We start from the raw sequence: 15579 nt of genomic DNA, 5'->3' as shown, positions 1-15579 counted from the left end.
TGAAATAGGAAAAGGCGTCAGGTGCTCAGACGCGGTCTTCGCATGCATCCTTGCGGACACTCCTGACGCCTTGCCGGTCCGGGCCGCCCGAGGGCCGTCCCGATCCAGTTGCCTCGGCCCCCGAAAGAACCTTGGCGACTGCCACACGCGCTATGTCGCGTCGCAGCCCGCGCAGACCTTGTAGGAGGCTAACCACCTGATCCGAACCGAAGTACAGATCACCTGATCCACCGCCGGTAAGCCATTGCAACCAAGAACAAATCCTAAAACCTGTCTTCGTCGCGGCGGCCCCCTTGGCCCTTGCGTCCCGCCCCTGTTCCGAAGAACTGAAGCAGTGATCAGACTGTTGCATCAGCACCCTGATCCGGCAAGAAAATAGCAATGCAGCATGAAAATTAGACGTGGATAAACTGTTGATATCCGCCGGGAGAGCCATGTGGACAAGTCGGAAATCGACGCCAAATGGCGGGGTTGTGAAGGGATAAGTCCAGACTTAAGAAACCACCCCGATTTTTACCACTTTCTGCAGCTGCAAAGGTCGCGCGCGCCGCGTTAGGGGGGAATTGTCCGAGTTGTACAACACTCAAACCCCCAATCTTTCGAATCGTACTACCGGAGATTCGCTCATGCGACTGACCATTTCCCAAGCCCGCGCCCGTCTGGGGGAACTCGTCACCCTGTCACAAGACCCCCGTCAGGTGATCGTGCTGACCCGATATGGCAAGCCGCAGGCTGCGCTGGTGTCGATGGCCGAGGCTGAACGGATCTGGCAGCTGCAGGATGACGACCAGCTCGGACACAAACACCCGCTCAGCGGGCTGCGCGGGTGGTGGTCGAAGGGGCGTAGTATTCCGGGGATGGAACCTGGGCCGGACGGCAGGTACCTCACCGCGCGCGACGCCGCGCTGAAGGTCCGCGAGATCCAGATGACCCGGGCTGAGGAACGCCGCATCCTCAGGCGCGGTGGTCTGGACCCTGTCGCGGGCGGCGAGATCGCCGCCCGGCCCGTTGCCTCCCTGTGGAGACGTCTGTTCCGATTATGAGAAGCGCCCTGACCGGGCCGGGTCACCTACTACTCCTGCCGCAGTCAAAAATCTCAGCGGCAAATACCCCCTTTAACATCGGCTCGGTCAGAGACGCTTCAGTTCACCTGACGTTCCAGAACGGTGCTGTAGGTCGTTCCTCGACGCAGGCTACGGAAATCAGCATAGATCTTGCCATCCTCGTACCGGGCATCGATCAGGGCGTTCACGCCGATCTCGGGATCGGCCGAGCTTTCCACGATGCTGACACGGGTCGGATCATCCAGGCTGATGGTGCCGGTCGCATCCATGACGCGCCAGTCCTGAGTGGCATTCGAACGCCACTTGCTGGGGCCCCAGAACACGTTGTCTTGCTGCTTTTGGATGTCGAGCACCCATTCGGCATTGTTGAACCGCGGCGCGTCACCGGTTGTAGTCCGGTTCGGCCCGACGGTGGTATAGCTGCCCGCCCAGGTGCCGCGCAGGTCCGGCGTATCGGCCATGGCTGCGGTGGCAAGAGTGAGGCTGGTGGCCAAAGCGGCTGCTCCGGCAGTCATGTATCTGGTCATGGGGATCTCCTCCTGAAAGCGACCCTTTGGAGTTCAAAAACGAACATCCTTGCTGTGGGATACAGATTGGGCGGAGGTGTGCCGGTTACAACTTACCTAAGGGAAACTTCATAATCGGTTAATGTTTGCGTCAGGCCCAGGCCAGCGCGGTGCCAAGGATGACAAGGCCGATGCCCGCGACTTCGCGATACGAGAAGTTCTCGCCAAACAGGAAGAACGAGGCGATGGCGATCAGAACAACCTCGGCCCCCAGAATGCCGGTATAGATGATACCTAACCGTTCCTCGCGCAGGGCGGCGAGTTCCAGTGTGGCCCCGGCCAGCAGGGTCGCAACGATCAGCAGGCCAAGACCCACACCGGGGAGTTTCCACCAGAACTTCATCGCGATCATGGCCACGGAATAGAGACCCGCCGACCCGAGGGCGATGATTGGGATCATGGATGTGGACATCTGCGCCTCCTGCAGAGGGTTCCGTTGGGTCAAGTGTAGCAGGAGGATGGGGTTGGGGCTGTGAGGTGGGTCACAGTGTGGGTGACGGGATGAAAACCCATCCTACATAGGGTGGGTTTTCAACCCACCAAACCCATCCGATCCATGCGTATTGGGTCTGGTCGAGCGAATGGCGGGCTGAAGCCCGCCCTACAAATTCAGTGGCAGTGATAGGGTTTTGAGCCAGCGTGGTAGCATTGCCCTAGAGGAGAGCTTTTCCGGCATCCGCCGCCATGTGCGAATGCCATTGATGCGGTTAACGCGGTGATGACTGCCAGCAGTAAGGAATGGCGCATTTGAAACCCCTATTTTACCCATAAATCAAAACGTTAACAAAGACTGACGGATTGGATCACAATCGCAAGTATCATTTTGGTATTTTTTCTAACAGGTCTCTACCCGTCGACTGGATCGATCGATCAACAGGACTGAGGGCAGCGCCGACCCGAAGGCAATGATGAGGATCATGGATGTGGACATCTGCGCCTCCCGCCGAGGGTTCCGCCAGATCAAGAATAGCAAGTTGGTGAGGTTGGGGCTGTGAGGGGCATACCCATCAATCCATGCCCGGTTTGGCGGGCTTAGGCCTGCCAGCAGAACCAAGTGCAGCGCCTACCCGTGACCTTTCCAAATCCGATATCATAGCCTCATAAACTCTGTGTATCGGCATCTTTAACTGCCGCAGATTAACTTCTAATGTTGATCGCAAAACTAACCCAAGCTCAAAAAAGTATTCGCAGGAAATCAAACGTGACATCAAACTATAGCGGCGCTAAATTCGACGATCTCATGGCTTCCAATGAGTGGAACGCGAATCTTCAGGACCTTAACCGATACATAGTTGATACTTTAACGCGCGCAAACGAGCCACCAATCCTTAACGGCAACCTTTTTTATGGCCACCTCGTCAGGGATTTTCACACCCTACCACTGGACGAAAGATTTGACCAAAAGCGACGAAACGTATTTGAGGTGGCACGCCGATCGACTTGCATGCTCGAAATCGGCGTCAATGCCGGGCACAGCATGCTGCTTGCGTTGATGGCGAACCCGGAACTGAAATGCATCGGCATAGATGTATGTCAAAAACTGAATCGCAGATGGGCGCGTGTCGACCTATACGTACCAGCAGCGTTTAACTGGCTTAGGTACAAATTTGGGGATCGAGTTCAACTGATTAAAGGGAACTCACTCGTCGAAGTACCGTCTTTCAGCCTTCGAAACCCGGATGCAGTTGTCGACTTCCTCCACTTGGACGGCGCAAAAGATACCCATATGCAAGAGTTTTTGGCTATTCGTAGGCATATGCCAGCAGGTGCGTATGTTGTTCATGACGACGCTCACTTGAGAAACGTCCGAATTGCAGATCGACAACTGAGGAGAATCAGAGCCACTGCACCGTTGGACTATGAAGCAAATGGGCTTCAGGACTGCGAGCACCATGTGATTCGCGCGAAGATGTGAGGTGTGACTGACACAATGCTGGCGGGGTCGAACAGGTCCCAACAATAAACTGATAAACCTATCCGTCCATCTTCAACGCGCTAATAAACGCCTCCTGCGGGATATCCACCTTCCCGAACTGACGCATCTTCTTCTTACCCGCCTTCTGCTTGTCCAGCAGTTTGCGTTTCCGCGTGGCGTCGCCTCCGTAACACTTCGCGGTCACGTCCTTGCGCAGGGCCGAGAGGGTCTCGCGGGCGATGACCTTGCCTCCGATGGCGGCCTGGATCGGGATTTTGAACATGTGGCGCGGGATCAGGTCCTTGAGCTTTTCGCACATCGCCCGGCCCCGCATCTCGGCCCGGTCGCGGTGAACCATGGTTGACAGCGCGTCAACCGGTTCGTCATTCACCAGCACCGACATCTTGACCAGATTGTCCTCGGTATAGCCGGTCATCTGGTAGTCGAACGAGGCATAGCCCTTGGTCACCGATTTCAGGCGGTCGTAGAAGTCAAAGACAACCTCGTTCAGCGGCAGGTCATAGACGACCATGGCGCGGGTGCCTGCATAGGTCAGGTCCAGCTGGATGCCACGGCGGTCCTGGCAGAGTTTCAGCACGTCGCCGAGGTATTCATCCGGCACCAGAATGGTCGCCTTGATACGCGGTTCCTCGATATGGTCGACCTTCGAGGGGTCGGGCATATCGGCGGGGTTGTGCAGCTCGATCATCTCGCCGTCTTTCATGTAGACGTGATAGATCACCGACGGCGCGGTGGTGATGAGTTCGATATCATATTCGCGTTCTATGCGGTCTCGGATGACCTCTAGGTGCAGAAGGCCGAGGAAGCCGCAGCGGAAGCCAAAGCCAAGCGCGGCCGAGGTCTCCATTTCAAAGCTGAAGCTGGCGTCGTTCAGCGCCAATTTGTCGATCGCATCGCGCAGGTCTTCGAATTCGGAACTGTCGACGGGGAAGAGGCCACAGAACACCACCGGCTGCGCGGGTTTGAAGCCTGTTAGGGCCTCTTCGGTGCCGTTGCGGTCGTTGGTGATGGTATCCCCGACGCGGGTGTCTCGGACCTGTTTGATGGACGCAGTCAGAAAGCCGATCTCACCCGGGCCGAGGCTGTCAACCATCTCCATCTCGGGGCGGAAAACGCCGACGCGGTCCACGTGGTGCAGGGTGTTGTTCGACATGAACTTGACCCGCATGCCCTTTTTCAGCGTGCCGTCCATGATGCGGACCAGAACGATGACGCCCAGATAGGCGTCGTACCACGAATCAACCAGCATCGCCTTGAGCGGCGCGTCCAGATTGCCCTGCGGCGCGGGCAGCTGTTGTACGATGGCTTCGAGCGTTTCGTGGATGCCCTGCCCTGTCTTGGCGCTGACCTGAATGGCGTCGGTCGCGTCGATGCCGATCACATCCTCGATCTGTTCGGCCACGCGGTCACAATCGGATGCGGGCAGGTCGATCTTGTTCAGCACCGGCACGATCTCATGATCGGCGTCGATGGCCTGATACACATTCGCCAGCGTCTGCGCCTCGACCCCTTGGGTCGAGTCCACGACCAGCAGTGAGCCCTCGACCGCACGCATCGACCGGCTGACCTCATAGGCAAAGTCCACGTGGCCGGGGGTGTCGATCAGGTTCAGCACGTATGCCTCGCCATTGTCGGCGGTATAGTCGATGCGAACCGTGTTGGCCTTGATGGTAATGCCGCGTTCCCGCTCGATATCCATGCTGTCGAGCAGCTGTTCCTTCATGTCGCGATCCTTGACCGTTCCGGTCTCTTGGATGAGCCGGTCAGCAAGGGTGGATTTGCCATGGTCGATATGCGCGACGATGGAGAAATTGCGGATATGAGCGAGGTCTGTCATGGGTTGGGGATATGTAGAGGAATCGTGGGTTGGTCAAGGTGGCACGTTTAGTGATTTAAGGCCTGAGCCAACCCAATTAGGACTATTATGACGCAAGTTGATTATGATGAGCTGCTGGATGCCGAATTCGAGACACAGAGTACTCAGAAGTGTATTAGCGCGGCGCTTCGAGCGGCATTGAGAGACTTTCCGACGGTCAACTTGCAAGGCAATCGCGACGCAACCAGAGAATTATTGTTCCCAAGTGCTCGATTACTAATAAGGGCTATTACTCATTGGCACTTTGATCGCGAAGAAACGCACGATGCATTGGAGCGTGGACTACAAAACATCAAACAAAACAATATCCTCTTGCGCGGCAACTCCGCTCACATAGCTGCACAAAGCGCCTATAGCCGTAGTAGCCAACTTGCGCAGCAGGCTACTGAGAAATCCATGGTCTCTTTTGCATCAGCTGCCGACAGAGAAGAGACGCTGTATGACGAGGCTTCTCATTTTAGGTCAACACGGCTCGCCTACGACAATGCCTTCAGCCTGCTGTTCAGAAACAGTTTAGAGGATTTCAAAACCCCGTCAGATCGCGCCTTTGATAAACCACTTTGGAGTGAACGGTTTGAACCAGTCGTCCCCCTTGATGAGCGGGGCAATTTTGCAGAGTTTTTTCGAGGTCCAAGTTTTGCATTCTGGAGAGGGTGGCGCCAGGGTTTCATTGATGGGCAGCCGGTTGAATGGGAGCTTCAACGTAGGATCGCGCTGATCGATGATAGTATTTGGAACGTTGGAGCCGACGCAGTTGCGGATGAAATTGAACAAATCCAAGCTCGATGGGAGGTCGAGAGAGCACTATCTGATCTTAAAAATGGGCTAATTGCCCAAACCGCTGCGCGCCACGGCATCGGAGGGAACAACCCTCCTGAGAGCATTCAAGATGAGCTTTTGTCCGGAGCGGTTACATTGATTTGGGAAGCCGAAGAAGAACTCTCGACAGCTCTGGAACAAGAAGGTCCTGATCGCGATTGGGTTGAGGCAATCTTAGGCAAGCTCCAGTCAGGCTTAGCGAGTCTTCTCAAATGGTGTACGGAGAAAGTCAATTTGGCTATTGCCACCGCAGTCGTGGTTGGAACCACCAAAGGTGCAACGGTTATTGCGGATGCTTACATTGCCAAACATCCAGAGAAGGTTGAAGCGTTGATCGAAGCCTTGGAGCGGTGGCTACCGTTTCTATCGTAAGCTTTGCCGGGCTGCAGCCCGGCTTACGGGGTGGGGTGTTTCCGACTCGTGTATTCACTTTTTCGAACCACCCGATTGATCACGAATCCACTTTGATTCATACTCCCGCGCAGACCGAGAGGGGCATAAGACCCGTCCGGGCAGGCAAAAAAACGAGGCTCGAGTATGAAACAGTTCCTCCTAATCGCATTTTGTGCGGCATCGGTGACGGCGGTTGCCCAAACAGTGGACGCGGCGCAGATCAAGCGGGCGTGTTTGGCGTCAGACCGTGAGGCGGCGACGCGGGCGCGGTGTACGTGCATCCAGCGTGTGGCAGATCAGGCGTTGACGCGTGGCGATCAGAAGACCGTGGCCAAGTGGTTCGAAGACCCCCATCAGGCGCAGGAGTTGAAGATGTCGCAGACCGCGCGCGATGATGCGCTATGGGATCGGTATCAGAACTTTGGCCAGATGGCGCAGGCGATCTGCAGCTAAGTCCGAGGCAATCCTTGACCTGATGCACGCTGCGCCTCAGAAAAGGCGCAGCGAAAGGTATGTGCGATGGTGATGAAAGGGCTGACCCTGCGGGGCCTTGAGGTGTTCGAGGCGCTGGCGCGGACCGGATCGGTAGCGCAGGCGGCCGAGATCACGGGGCTCAGCCAGCCATCGGTGTCTCAGCAATTGCGCAATCTGGAAAAGGCGTTGGGCACCGATCTGGTGGATCACGGGCGGCGACCGATGCGGCTGACGCAGGCCGGGCGCAGTTTTCTGGCGCGCGCGCAGGCGGTGTTGGCCGAGCTGCAGGTGGCCCAAAGCGAGCTGGCGGTGATGGATCTGGGGCATCTGACCACGCTGTCCATCGGGCTGATCGACGATTTTGACAATGATCTGACGCCGCGCTTGGCGACTTTGCTAGCCGACAGCCTGACCCGGTCCAAGTTCAAGCTCACCACCCTGCCCAGTCTGGACCTGTTTGAAGAGCTTGAGGCGCAGCGGTTGCACATGGCCGTTTCGGCCCATTCCGGCGAGGTACTGGAGGGCGTGGTCGAATACCCGCTGGTGCAGGACCCGTTCATATTGGTCGCGCCCAAAGGGGCCGAGCAGCCGATGCAGGGCCTGCCCTTTCTGCGCTACGCCCGCGAGCAGTTGATCAGCCGCCAAATCGAAGGCCATCTGGCCCGGCAGCAGATGGAGTTCGAGGAACGGTTCGAGATTGGCTCGCACCTTGCCCTGATGGCGATGGTGGCGCGTGGGCTGGGTTGGGCGATCACGACCCCGCTGGGCTATATGCGCGCAACGCGGTTCCATGACGGGTTAGAGGTGCACCCCGCCCCGTTTGGTGAATTCGCGCGAACGATTTCCCTGTTCACCCGCTCGGACTGGTCGGATCAGGTACCGCAGGAAGTCGCAGGCATGATCCGGCGGCTGATGCAGAGCCAAATCATTGACCCCGCGATTGCGCAGGTGCCGTGGTTGGGCGGGCAGTTGAAGGTGTTCGGATAGGACGGAGCATGTTTTTGGACGTCAAACCAGGACGCTTGGCGGGTGTTTCTGGCGTCGTTGAGCATGGCGACACGATTGAGGTCAGCCTTTTGAAGCTGTTGCGCAAGTTGCCTGCAAAGACGAGGGTGCGGTCATGGCAACGGAACTAGAATTCTCTTTCGCTGCGCTGAGCGTTCCGGCGAGACGACATATCCGAGTATTTCAGATCCACCAGTTTCTGGATCGTTTTGCGATGGGTTTGACGGTTGCCGTCGTTGCACTGGCGCTCACCGACCGTGGCATGGACCTTTTGCAGATCTCCCTGCTTTTTGGGGTCTATTCTCTTACAACCATGGCGATGGAACTGCCGTTCGGCGGATTGGCCGATAACATTGGACGCAAGCCGGTTTTTCTGGGTGCGGTCGTCGCCAGCGTGATCTCTCTGGTACTTTTCCTCTCGACACGCGACTTCTACGTTCTCGCGCTGTCGTTTGCGTTCATAGGTTTTGGGCGCGCTCTGCGGTCGGGTACGCTGGACGCCTGGTTCGTTGAAACCTTCAAAGCCGCTGCCCCAAATGTGGATGTTCAACCCGCTCTTGCAAAAGCGCAATGGGCCAATGCCATGGGCTTGGCGGTGGGGGCTGTTTTGGGCGGCCTTCTGCCCGATCTCTTTGGCGGTGTGGCAGAGAGGCTGGGTGTCAGTGCCTATGATGTGTCATATATGGCGAGCCTGGCGGTGATGCTTGGGGTGTTCGCCTATACCATTATTTTCATTGTGGAAAAACCCCATCCGCTCAACTCCAAAGCCGTGATGCAGGGATTTACAGCTGTCCCATTGGTGGTCAAAGACGCGGGTCTGCTTGCCCTGAAACATCCGGCGCTGTCGGTGCTTTTGGCCGCTCTGGCATTTTTCTTGATGGCAACCAATCCGGTTGAGGTGCTGTGGCCGACCCATGCAAAGCCAATGTTGGATGAGGGCTATGCGAATACGGTCATTGGCCTTGTGACTGCTGCCTACTTCTTCTCAATCGCATTTGGCGCGTCGCTGTCCCCTCGCGTCAATCGAATATTCAAACGACGACACGCGACTACCCTTGCGGCGGCTTTTCTCTGCACGGCCGTTGTTCAGATCGCCTTGGCTTTACAAGGCGGCATCGTCGGCTTTGTGATGGTATTCATCCTCTATTCCGTTCTGCTTGGAGTTTCCGAGACGCCAGCCAGCAGTATTCTGCACAGATGCGTAGAAGACCGACAACGATCCACAATGCTGTCTCTCAAGTCGCTGATACAGCAACTTGGGGCGGCGTTGGGCCTGATTTTGGCAGGCGCTATCGCTGAGGTCTATTCGACACCAACGGCTTGGATGGTTGGGGCCGTGTTTCTTGCGATTGCCGTGATCCTGATCGGCATCTTAGCCAAACGGCTGACCGCCGAGATTGATTAGCGGTCGCTGGAGCGGCGTGCTGCATTCCGTAGCAATGGCCTAACGCAATTTCCAATTTGACCTTCTGCGCCTACCCGCTCGTGTTTAGATGCGCTGCTAACCCCGCCACCGCTTCTTCAATCAAATCCAGCGCCCCGTTGAAATCGCGGGTATAGTAAGGATCCGGCACATGGTCTGCCCCGGTATGAGGCGCAAAGTCGGTGAGCAGGCGAACGGGCGTGTCGCTGCCATTTGGGCGCAGGTCTTCGATGCCCGCGATGTTGTCCGCGTCCATGCCGATGATCAGGTCGAAGCGGTGGAAATCTTCGGCCACGAATTGCCGCGCGCGCAGGTCGCTCAGGTCGATATCGCGGGCGCGGGCAGCTTTTTGCATCGGGCCATAGGGCGGGTCTCCGATATGCCAGCCCGAGGTTCCGGCGCTGTCGGTCCGGTGATGCGGGGCGCGGGCGCGAAAAACGCCTTCGGCGGCGGGGGAACGGCAGATATTGCCCAGGCAGACGAAAAGGATACGCTGTGTCATGGGAACGGGTGTAGCGCGAGAGGCAGGCATGGAAAAGATCGTCATTCTGACCGGGGCTGGAATTTCCGCCGAAAGTGGGCTGGGGACGTTCCGCGACGAAGGGGGCCTTTGGGCGCAGCACCGGATCGAGGATGTGGCCACGCCCGAAGGCTTTGCCCGCAATCCGGCGCTGGTGCACCAGTTCTACAATGCCCGCCGGGTGCAGGCCGCTAAGGCGAAACCCAATGCTGCGCATGAGGCACTGGCGCGATTGCAGCGGGACTGGCCCGGCGAAGTGGTCATTGTCACCCAGAATGTCGACGGCCTGCACGAAGCAGGAGGGGCCGCGGATGTGATCCACATGCATGGTACATTGGCCGGGGCTTTGTGTGCGATCTGTGGGCACCGCTGGACCTCACCCCCCGAAATGGAGGTGGGCGAGCCTTGCCCCGCTTGCCAGCAGCCCTCAGCACGGCCCGACGTGGTGTGGTTTGGCGAGATGCCGTATTTCATGGACCAGATTTATGATCATCTGGCCGAGGCCACTCTGTTCGCCTCAATCGGCACCTCGGGTCAGGTCTATCCTGCGGCGGGGTTTGTGCAAGAGGCTCGGGCCTCAGGCGTGCGAACGGTGGAGCTAAACCTTGAGCCATCCGCCGGAGGGGCGCTGTTTGACGAGATCCATCTGGGCCCCGCATCCGAAGTCGTACCGCGCTGGGTCGACGGGCTGCTGGCGCGAGGCGCTGTGCGTTAGGGGCAGACAGCGGAGCACTTTCCTGTCTATGGTGTTGAAAACAAAGCGAGTGAGTGACATGACCGACCTACCGCCCAAAGACGGAGAAATCCTTGACGATAGCAGCATCAACGCGCGCGACACGTTAAGCGCCAATCTGGCGAGCCTCTGGTGGACGTTTTTGCTGCGTGGTGTTCTGGCCGGCTTGATCGGGATCGCCGCATTATTCTGGCCGACCAGCAGTATCTCACTGCTGCTGCGGTTGGTGGGTGTGTTGCTGATCCTCGACGGCGCGCTAACCTGGCTGGGCTTCGGGCGGCGCGGGCTGATCGGTGGGTTCGGGATCGGGGCCGCACTGATCGGCCTGGTCCTGCTGATCTGGCCTCAGGGCGTGGCCTGGCTGGCCTTTACCCTGATGGGGGCGATGGCGCTGTTCGTGGCCATTGGCTCGTTCATGGCGCTGCCGCAGATGCATCCGCAGGACCCCGAGCGGGCAACAGTGCGCAACTCGGGCATTTTTGCGCTGATCATCGGGCTGGTGCTGATCTTCTGGCCGGGCAGCGGGATGGTGGCGCTGGGTTGGGCGATTGCCTTCTTTGCACTGACCTCAGCTGTGGTGATGTTCTTCCTCGCTGCGCGTTTCAAGAAAGCCGGCGACCGGGTGGGAATGAAAACGGTCAATCACTAGCGCAACTGGCCGGGCACCGCCCGGCCTGACGCATGGATGATGGCCACCGGAACGGTGGCTTGAAGACAGGCGTGGCCCCTAATGCCCGTGCTTGTCCTTCCGCTCCAGATCGACGGGGATTTCGATCTCAACCTCTCCGGCGTTTTCGAACACCAGCGTCACCGGGATGGTTGCTCCATGTTCAAACGGAGCGGTCAGGCCCATGAACATGACATGGTCGCCGCCGCGTTTCAGCATGTGGGTTTCGCCCGCCGGAATGGCAAAGCCTTCCTCGACATGCACCATTTTGGCGACACCGTTTGCATCAATCTCGTGTGTGTGCAGTTCAACACGGCCCGCGACATCCGACGTGACGCTGATCAGGCGGTCGTCGGAGTCACCAGTGTTTTCGATTATCATGAAGGCCGCACCGGCCTTGGCTGCCTTGCCCGAAGATCGGGCGTACGCGTCATCGACAACGATGACATCAGCGGCAAACGCCACCGAGGTCAGGGACAAGGTGGTCAGGGTTGCAAGCAGGGTGGACTTGAGGGTCATTGCGCCTCTCCTAATATAACTGTCTGATTTTCTAAGAAGTTTAGTTCAGGCAGTTGCAGGGGGCGCGCGTGCGGGGTGCTGCGGAACCGGGGCGGCGATCAGGCTGTTGGCGCGCCGCAGCAATTCGGGCACCGTTTTGGCGGGTGCTTGCGGCAGACTGGCCTGATCGGGATGCACCGCACCCAGCAGGCTAAGCGCGTAGTCGGGGCAATAATGCGGGGCGCGTGTGGGCTGGCCGTCTTCGTCCACATAGACCATGACCGGCCCATTGCCGGTACAAAGTACCATCTGACCAACGGCCCGATCCATGCCACGCGACTCGGCCACACCCATACCGGTAAGGATCACCAGCAGGGACAGGGCATAAGGCAGAGTATTTCTCAGAACAGCTCTCATTCCGGCTTGGGTATACGCCGGGGCAAAAGCGGGCTTCAAGCGCCAAAGCGTCGCGCTTGAAGCCAGGTTTTAGTGGTCAAGCCCCGGCCGCTTGACCGGGCTCTTGGTCAGGCTGGTGTGCGAGCGATTCACCCAACGCTGCATACGGTTACAGGCGGTGATCGTCTTGCGGATCAGCGATCCAACCATGAGGAACAAATAAAAACTCTTTAACGACATAACAGAGCCCCCAACTTCTGCGCTCATTCATAAATGCAAGTGCCCGCCGTGTATGTGAACGAGGTCACGGTTTCGGGAAAATTTAAGAACGCCCATGATTTCGGATCAGGACGCTTGAGACGAAAAAACCCCGCACCGAAAGGTGCGGGGTCAGAAATTCGACTGAGAAAGAGATCAGGCCGAGGCTTGTGCCTTGGCGATTTCTTTCTTCACTTTCAGTGCGTTGGCGGACAGCTCATCATCCTTGGCTTTGGCCAGGAATGCGTCCAGACCACCGCGGTGATCCACCGAGCGCAGGGCAGCCGCCGAGATGCGCAGCTTTACGCCGCGGCCCAGGGTTTCGGACTGCAGGGTAACGTCGTTCAAGTTCGGCAGAAAACGACGACGAGTTCTGTTTTTGGCGTGGCTGACATTGTTGCCAGTCATCGGGCCTTTTCCGGTCAGTTCGCAACGGCGCGACATGGTTTCTTCCTTTGTTTCTGGAGGCCGGGCACTAGACCCGCGGCCAAATCACAAGGGGCGCAACCCGAAGTCGCGCCCGAAAACTGGTTGGATGCGTTTAGTGGGAATCGCGCGGAGGGTCAAGACGGCTGCGCCGAAATCTTTACACCTCTGTTGAATTCCCTGAAGCATCAGATCCGAGGCATGCGCAACAGGGGTTTGTTATTCTTCAAATGCCGCGTGATCAACTGTGCCTGCATACGTCCACGCGGGATCAGACGGGCCGGTTCGGCACGAAAATCGAGATCAGCCAACTCGGGGAAAATCTCAAATATCTCTAGGCGCGCTTCGGCGCTGAGCGCTTTCAGCGCCTCGGGACCAGTATAAAGGCTTTCGGTTGGCGCGTTTTCAGCAAAGATTACCTGATGCTGGTCGAACAACAGGTGAAAATACTCGATTCGCTCGACGCCTTGATCGACATAAATCCCCGGCAATGCGGTAAGTTTGATGGCGGGTATCAGGACTTCGGTGGTACCGAACATGCGTTCAGCGATTTTCGATTGTACCAACATCCGATGCTGGCGCGAGACCAGCAAATCGCGATGCGGCAACCCCTCGCCCAGTGCCCCCGCGAGGATTCGCACGGGCCAGAGCTTGGGGTTGGCTTCAAGCTGAGGGCGATCAAATGCGCGTCGTCCGATCCAGCGGATCGGGTGCAAACCCTGCCCCAGCGTGGGGATCAGATCACCCGTGCGCAGAGACTGGATCGGGGCTGAACCTTGTGTGGTCGCGATCAGCGTATCGCGCGTGAAACAGGGCATGCCCGAGCCATTCTCGAACGCGGAATAGTTGACAACGATGCCGGAAGGCAGGGTGAATGTGCCGCTGGAGATCGAGTATCCGACTCCGTCTTCAACCGTAATCTCTCCGAATGTATCGTCGTTGATCACGGTGCCTTCGGGCAGGTTCAGCGTGTCAGTGCCGTTGCCGCCGCGAATATCGCCCGAGACCGAGGTGCTGATAAAGTTCAGCGTGTCGTTGCCGCCACCCAGCCGGATATTGCCCACGGTTGAGCCGCTGATATCCACCGTATCGGCATCAGAGCCACTGGCAATGCGCCCGCCAACCGTGCTGTTGGTGATTATGATCGTATCGGTGCCAGCGTTGCCCAGCACATTGTTAGAAATCGTGCTGTCCGTAATGGTGATATCGTCATCACCACCGCGCCCGCGGACATTATCAATCGGCGTGCCCTGCGGAGTGCCGTTTAGCGTACCGTTGTCATTTGTGACATCGATATTGTCGTCGCCATTGGTGCCATTGATATTGGGCATTCATATGTGTCCCGTTCCTCGGGGCGTTGGGACAGATCACGTCGATCAAGCCCTTACCCAGACCGGTTCAAACGCAGCAAATCACACTCGAACATATCAATTTATGCATCGATATTACACCATTAGCGGCCGGCACACTAGCCACACGCATAGATTGTGGTCTCAGAGTTACGTGACGGAAAGACCTTCAAGGATTTGCTCGGCCGCCGCCGACGGACTGAGGCTGCCAGCGCTGACCTGTGCGCCCAGATCGCCCATGCGGTCGCGCATTTGCGGCGTTTCGAGACGGGCGAGCAGGGCATGGCGCACTTCTTGCTTGAACCAATATTCGGCCTGCGCTGCACGGTTCGATGCCCAATGCCCGGCCTCGCGTCGCTTTTTGGTCAGGTCCTGCATCTCGTCCCAGGCCTGTTCCAACCCGTGCTCTTCAACCGCCGAGATGGTCATGGCCTTGGGGAACCCTTCGGGATCCTGCGGACGTTTGCGCAGTAGGCGCAGCGCGCCCGCGTAATCGGCGCAGGTGCGCGTGGCGGTGGCCTTGAGATCCCCGTCGGCCTTGTTGATCAGGATCATGTCGGCCATCTCCATGATGCCGCGTTTGACGCCCTGCAATTCATCGCCCCCCGCAGGGGCGAGCAACAACAAGAACAGATCAGACATCTCAGCCACCACGGTTTCTGACTGGCCGACGCCTACGGTTTCGATCAGCACAACGTCAAATCCTGCAGCCTCGCACAGCGCGATGGCTTCGCGCGTTCGGCGGGCGACACCACCGAGGTGGCTTTGGCTGGGAGAGGGCCGGATAAAGGCGTTCTTCTCACGACTCAGACGCTCCATCCGGGTTTTGTCGCCCAGGATCGAGCCTCCAGAACGGGCCGAGCTGGGATCAACCGCCAGAACCGCTACGCGCAGCCCCTGCCTCGTTAGCATCATGCCGAAGCTTTCGATGAAGGTGGATTTCCCGACGCCGGGCGTGCCCGACAAGCCGATCCGCAGCGCCTGTCGGCCGGCCTTGGTCAGATGATCCAGCAATTCTGTTGCCTGCGCCCGATGATCGGCGCGCCCACTTTCGACCAGCGTGATCGCACGGGCCAGCGCTCTGCGATCTCCGTTCAATATCCTGTCGCCAAGTTCGGCAGTGTTCATCGGTGGGCCCCCGGCTGGAATTTGCCCTAGATGAGGCGGGAAGCACGG

At 58.1% G+C, this 15579-nt stretch carries 19 protein-coding genes; 8 read left to right on the top strand and 11 right to left on the bottom strand.

Annotated elements, in window-relative coordinates; genetic code table 11:
* Window positions 1–25 precede the first annotated feature (25 nt).
* Window positions 26–250 carry a hypothetical protein gene (locus tag ACR0NN_RS08915; protein ID WP_170720780.1) on the bottom strand — a complete coding sequence of 75 codons (225 nt, stop codon included), beginning with the start codon at window positions 248–250 and terminating at the stop codon, window positions 26–28.
* A 322-nt stretch (window positions 251–572) separates the two neighbouring features.
* Between ACR0NN_RS08915 and ACR0NN_RS08910 the strand changes: the two genes are divergently transcribed.
* On the top strand, window positions 573–1043 hold the full coding sequence (locus ACR0NN_RS08910) for a type II toxin-antitoxin system Phd/YefM family antitoxin (protein WP_170720783.1): 471 nt from the start codon (window positions 573–575) through the stop codon (window positions 1041–1043).
* 98 nt (window positions 1044–1141) lie between these two features.
* On the opposite strand, the gene ACR0NN_RS08905 is transcribed toward ACR0NN_RS08910, so the two are convergent.
* Window positions 1142–1591 (bottom strand): hypothetical protein, encoded by a 450-nt coding sequence (locus ACR0NN_RS08905; RefSeq protein WP_480684435.1) that lies wholly within the window; start codon window positions 1589–1591, stop codon window positions 1142–1144.
* 130 nt (window positions 1592–1721) lie between these two features.
* Window positions 1722–2042: a hypothetical protein gene (locus ACR0NN_RS08900; protein ID WP_170685911.1), complete on the bottom strand. Its 321-nt coding sequence runs from the start codon at window positions 2040–2042 to the stop codon at window positions 1722–1724.
* A gap of 735 nt (window positions 2043–2777) precedes the next feature.
* Here ACR0NN_RS08900 and ACR0NN_RS08895 point away from each other — a divergent pair.
* The gene (locus ACR0NN_RS08895) at window positions 2778–3545 is read left to right on the top strand and encodes a class I SAM-dependent methyltransferase (protein WP_170720787.1); all 768 of its coding nucleotides are present in this window, start codon (window positions 2778–2780) and stop codon (window positions 3543–3545) included.
* A gap of 58 nt (window positions 3546–3603) precedes the next feature.
* On the opposite strand, the gene lepA is transcribed toward ACR0NN_RS08895, so the two are convergent.
* A complete protein-coding gene (gene lepA / locus ACR0NN_RS08890) occupies window positions 3604–5403 on the bottom strand; it encodes a translation elongation factor 4 (protein WP_170720791.1) in 1800 nt (599 codons plus the stop codon).
* Window positions 5404–5490: 87 nt separating this feature from the next.
* On the opposite strand from lepA, the gene ACR0NN_RS08885 reads away from it, so the two are divergent.
* The 4 genes from ACR0NN_RS08885 to ACR0NN_RS08870 all read left to right on the top strand — a co-directional run bounded on the left by ACR0NN_RS08885 (window position 5491) and on the right by ACR0NN_RS08870 (window position 9538).
* Complete coding sequence (locus ACR0NN_RS08885; protein ID WP_170720794.1) at window positions 5491–6633, top strand: hypothetical protein; 1143 nt, start codon at window positions 5491–5493, stop codon at window positions 6631–6633.
* A gap of 165 nt (window positions 6634–6798) precedes the next feature.
* Window positions 6799–7107, top strand: coding sequence for a hypothetical protein (locus ACR0NN_RS08880; protein WP_170720797.1), 309 nt, complete (start codon window positions 6799–6801; stop codon window positions 7105–7107).
* A gap of 66 nt (window positions 7108–7173) precedes the next feature.
* On the top strand, window positions 7174–8115 hold the full coding sequence (locus tag ACR0NN_RS08875; RefSeq protein WP_170720800.1) for a LysR family transcriptional regulator: 942 nt from the start codon (window positions 7174–7176) through the stop codon (window positions 8113–8115).
* Between the two features lie 133 nt (window positions 8116–8248).
* Complete coding sequence (locus ACR0NN_RS08870) at window positions 8249–9538, top strand: MFS transporter (RefSeq protein ID WP_170720805.1); 1290 nt, start codon at window positions 8249–8251, stop codon at window positions 9536–9538.
* A gap of 70 nt (window positions 9539–9608) precedes the next feature.
* Here ACR0NN_RS08870 and ACR0NN_RS08865 read toward each other — a convergent pair whose 3' ends face one another.
* A complete protein-coding gene (locus ACR0NN_RS08865) occupies window positions 9609–10058 on the bottom strand; it encodes a low molecular weight protein-tyrosine-phosphatase (protein ID WP_170720808.1) in 450 nt (149 codons plus the stop codon).
* A 28-nt stretch (window positions 10059–10086) separates the two neighbouring features.
* Between ACR0NN_RS08865 and ACR0NN_RS08860 the strand changes: the two genes are divergently transcribed.
* Together ACR0NN_RS08860 and ACR0NN_RS08855 are read left to right on the top strand one after the other, a co-directional pair.
* Window positions 10087–10791 (top strand): NAD-dependent deacylase, encoded by a 705-nt coding sequence (locus tag ACR0NN_RS08860; protein ID WP_170721825.1) that lies wholly within the window; start codon window positions 10087–10089, stop codon window positions 10789–10791.
* Window positions 10792–10849: 58 nt separating this feature from the next.
* Window positions 10850–11458 carry a DUF308 domain-containing protein gene (locus tag ACR0NN_RS08855; RefSeq protein WP_170720812.1) on the top strand — a complete coding sequence of 203 codons (609 nt, stop codon included), beginning with the start codon at window positions 10850–10852 and terminating at the stop codon, window positions 11456–11458.
* A 78-nt stretch (window positions 11459–11536) separates the two neighbouring features.
* Here ACR0NN_RS08855 and ACR0NN_RS08850 read toward each other — a convergent pair whose 3' ends face one another.
* The 6 genes from ACR0NN_RS08850 to meaB all read right to left on the bottom strand — a co-directional run bounded on the left by ACR0NN_RS08850 (window position 11537) and on the right by meaB (window position 15531).
* On the bottom strand, window positions 11537–11995 hold the full coding sequence (locus ACR0NN_RS08850; RefSeq protein WP_170720815.1) for a copper chaperone PCu(A)C: 459 nt from the start codon (window positions 11993–11995) through the stop codon (window positions 11537–11539).
* 45 nt (window positions 11996–12040) lie between these two features.
* Window positions 12041–12391 (bottom strand): hypothetical protein, encoded by a 351-nt coding sequence (locus ACR0NN_RS08845; protein WP_170720818.1) that lies wholly within the window; start codon window positions 12389–12391, stop codon window positions 12041–12043.
* A 69-nt stretch (window positions 12392–12460) separates the two neighbouring features.
* A complete protein-coding gene (locus ACR0NN_RS08840; RefSeq protein WP_170720822.1) occupies window positions 12461–12637 on the bottom strand; it encodes a hypothetical protein in 177 nt (58 codons plus the stop codon).
* Between the two features lie 147 nt (window positions 12638–12784).
* Window positions 12785–13072, bottom strand: a complete 288-nt coding sequence (gene rpmB, locus ACR0NN_RS08835) for a 50S ribosomal protein L28 (RefSeq protein ID WP_008756960.1) — start codon at window positions 13070–13072, stop codon at window positions 12785–12787.
* 170 nt (window positions 13073–13242) lie between these two features.
* Window positions 13243–14385 (bottom strand): Hint domain-containing protein, encoded by a 1143-nt coding sequence (locus ACR0NN_RS08830; protein WP_170720824.1) that lies wholly within the window; start codon window positions 14383–14385, stop codon window positions 13243–13245.
* A 168-nt stretch (window positions 14386–14553) separates the two neighbouring features.
* Window positions 14554–15531, bottom strand: coding sequence for a methylmalonyl Co-A mutase-associated GTPase MeaB (meaB, locus tag ACR0NN_RS08825; protein WP_170720827.1), 978 nt, complete (start codon window positions 15529–15531; stop codon window positions 14554–14556).
* Between the last annotated feature and the right edge of the window lie 48 nt (window positions 15532–15579).

It is taken from the genome of Ruegeria sp. BA2 (assembly GCF_056539605.1).
Note: the sequence above shows the minus strand (reverse complement) of the source record. Positions and strands in the feature narration are given on the sequence as shown.

What these genes read in the sequence shown, in the direction of transcription:
- rpmB (WP_008756960.1), bottom strand. Translation starts at nt 13,072, where the DNA reads ATGTCGCGCCGTTGCGAACTGACCGGAAAAGGCCCGATGACTGGCAAC.
- ACR0NN_RS08830 (WP_170720824.1), bottom strand. Translation starts at nt 14,385, where the DNA reads ATGCCCAATATCAATGGCACCAATGGCGACGACAATATCGATGTCACA.
- ACR0NN_RS08900 (WP_170685911.1), bottom strand. Translation starts at nt 2,042, where the DNA reads ATGTCCACATCCATGATCCCAATCATCGCCCTCGGGTCGGCGGGTCTC.
- ACR0NN_RS08875 (WP_170720800.1), top strand. Translation starts at nt 7,174, where the DNA reads ATGGTGATGAAAGGGCTGACCCTGCGGGGCCTTGAGGTGTTCGAGGCG.
- ACR0NN_RS08895 (WP_170720787.1), top strand. Translation starts at nt 2,778, where the DNA reads ATGTTGATCGCAAAACTAACCCAAGCTCAAAAAAGTATTCGCAGGAAA.
- ACR0NN_RS08840 (WP_170720822.1), bottom strand. Translation starts at nt 12,637, where the DNA reads ATGAGCGCAGAAGTTGGGGGCTCTGTTATGTCGTTAAAGAGTTTTTAT.
- ACR0NN_RS08850 (WP_170720815.1), bottom strand. Translation starts at nt 11,995, where the DNA reads ATGACCCTCAAGTCCACCCTGCTTGCAACCCTGACCACCTTGTCCCTG.
- ACR0NN_RS08880 (WP_170720797.1), top strand. Translation starts at nt 6,799, where the DNA reads ATGAAACAGTTCCTCCTAATCGCATTTTGTGCGGCATCGGTGACGGCG.
- ACR0NN_RS08845 (WP_170720818.1), bottom strand. Translation starts at nt 12,391, where the DNA reads ATGAGAGCTGTTCTGAGAAATACTCTGCCTTATGCCCTGTCCCTGCTG.
- ACR0NN_RS08870 (WP_170720805.1), top strand. Translation starts at nt 8,249, where the DNA reads ATGGCAACGGAACTAGAATTCTCTTTCGCTGCGCTGAGCGTTCCGGCG.
- ACR0NN_RS08860 (WP_170721825.1), top strand. Translation starts at nt 10,087, where the DNA reads ATGGAAAAGATCGTCATTCTGACCGGGGCTGGAATTTCCGCCGAAAGT.
- ACR0NN_RS08885 (WP_170720794.1), top strand. Translation starts at nt 5,491, where the DNA reads ATGACGCAAGTTGATTATGATGAGCTGCTGGATGCCGAATTCGAGACA.
- ACR0NN_RS08865 (WP_170720808.1), bottom strand. Translation starts at nt 10,058, where the DNA reads ATGACACAGCGTATCCTTTTCGTCTGCCTGGGCAATATCTGCCGTTCC.
- lepA (WP_170720791.1), bottom strand. Translation starts at nt 5,403, where the DNA reads ATGACAGACCTCGCTCATATCCGCAATTTCTCCATCGTCGCGCATATC.
- ACR0NN_RS08905 (WP_480684435.1), bottom strand. Translation starts at nt 1,591, where the DNA reads ATGACCAGATACATGACTGCCGGAGCAGCCGCTTTGGCCACCAGCCTC.
- ACR0NN_RS08855 (WP_170720812.1), top strand. Translation starts at nt 10,850, where the DNA reads ATGACCGACCTACCGCCCAAAGACGGAGAAATCCTTGACGATAGCAGC.
- meaB (WP_170720827.1), bottom strand. Translation starts at nt 15,531, where the DNA reads ATGAACACTGCCGAACTTGGCGACAGGATATTGAACGGAGATCGCAGA.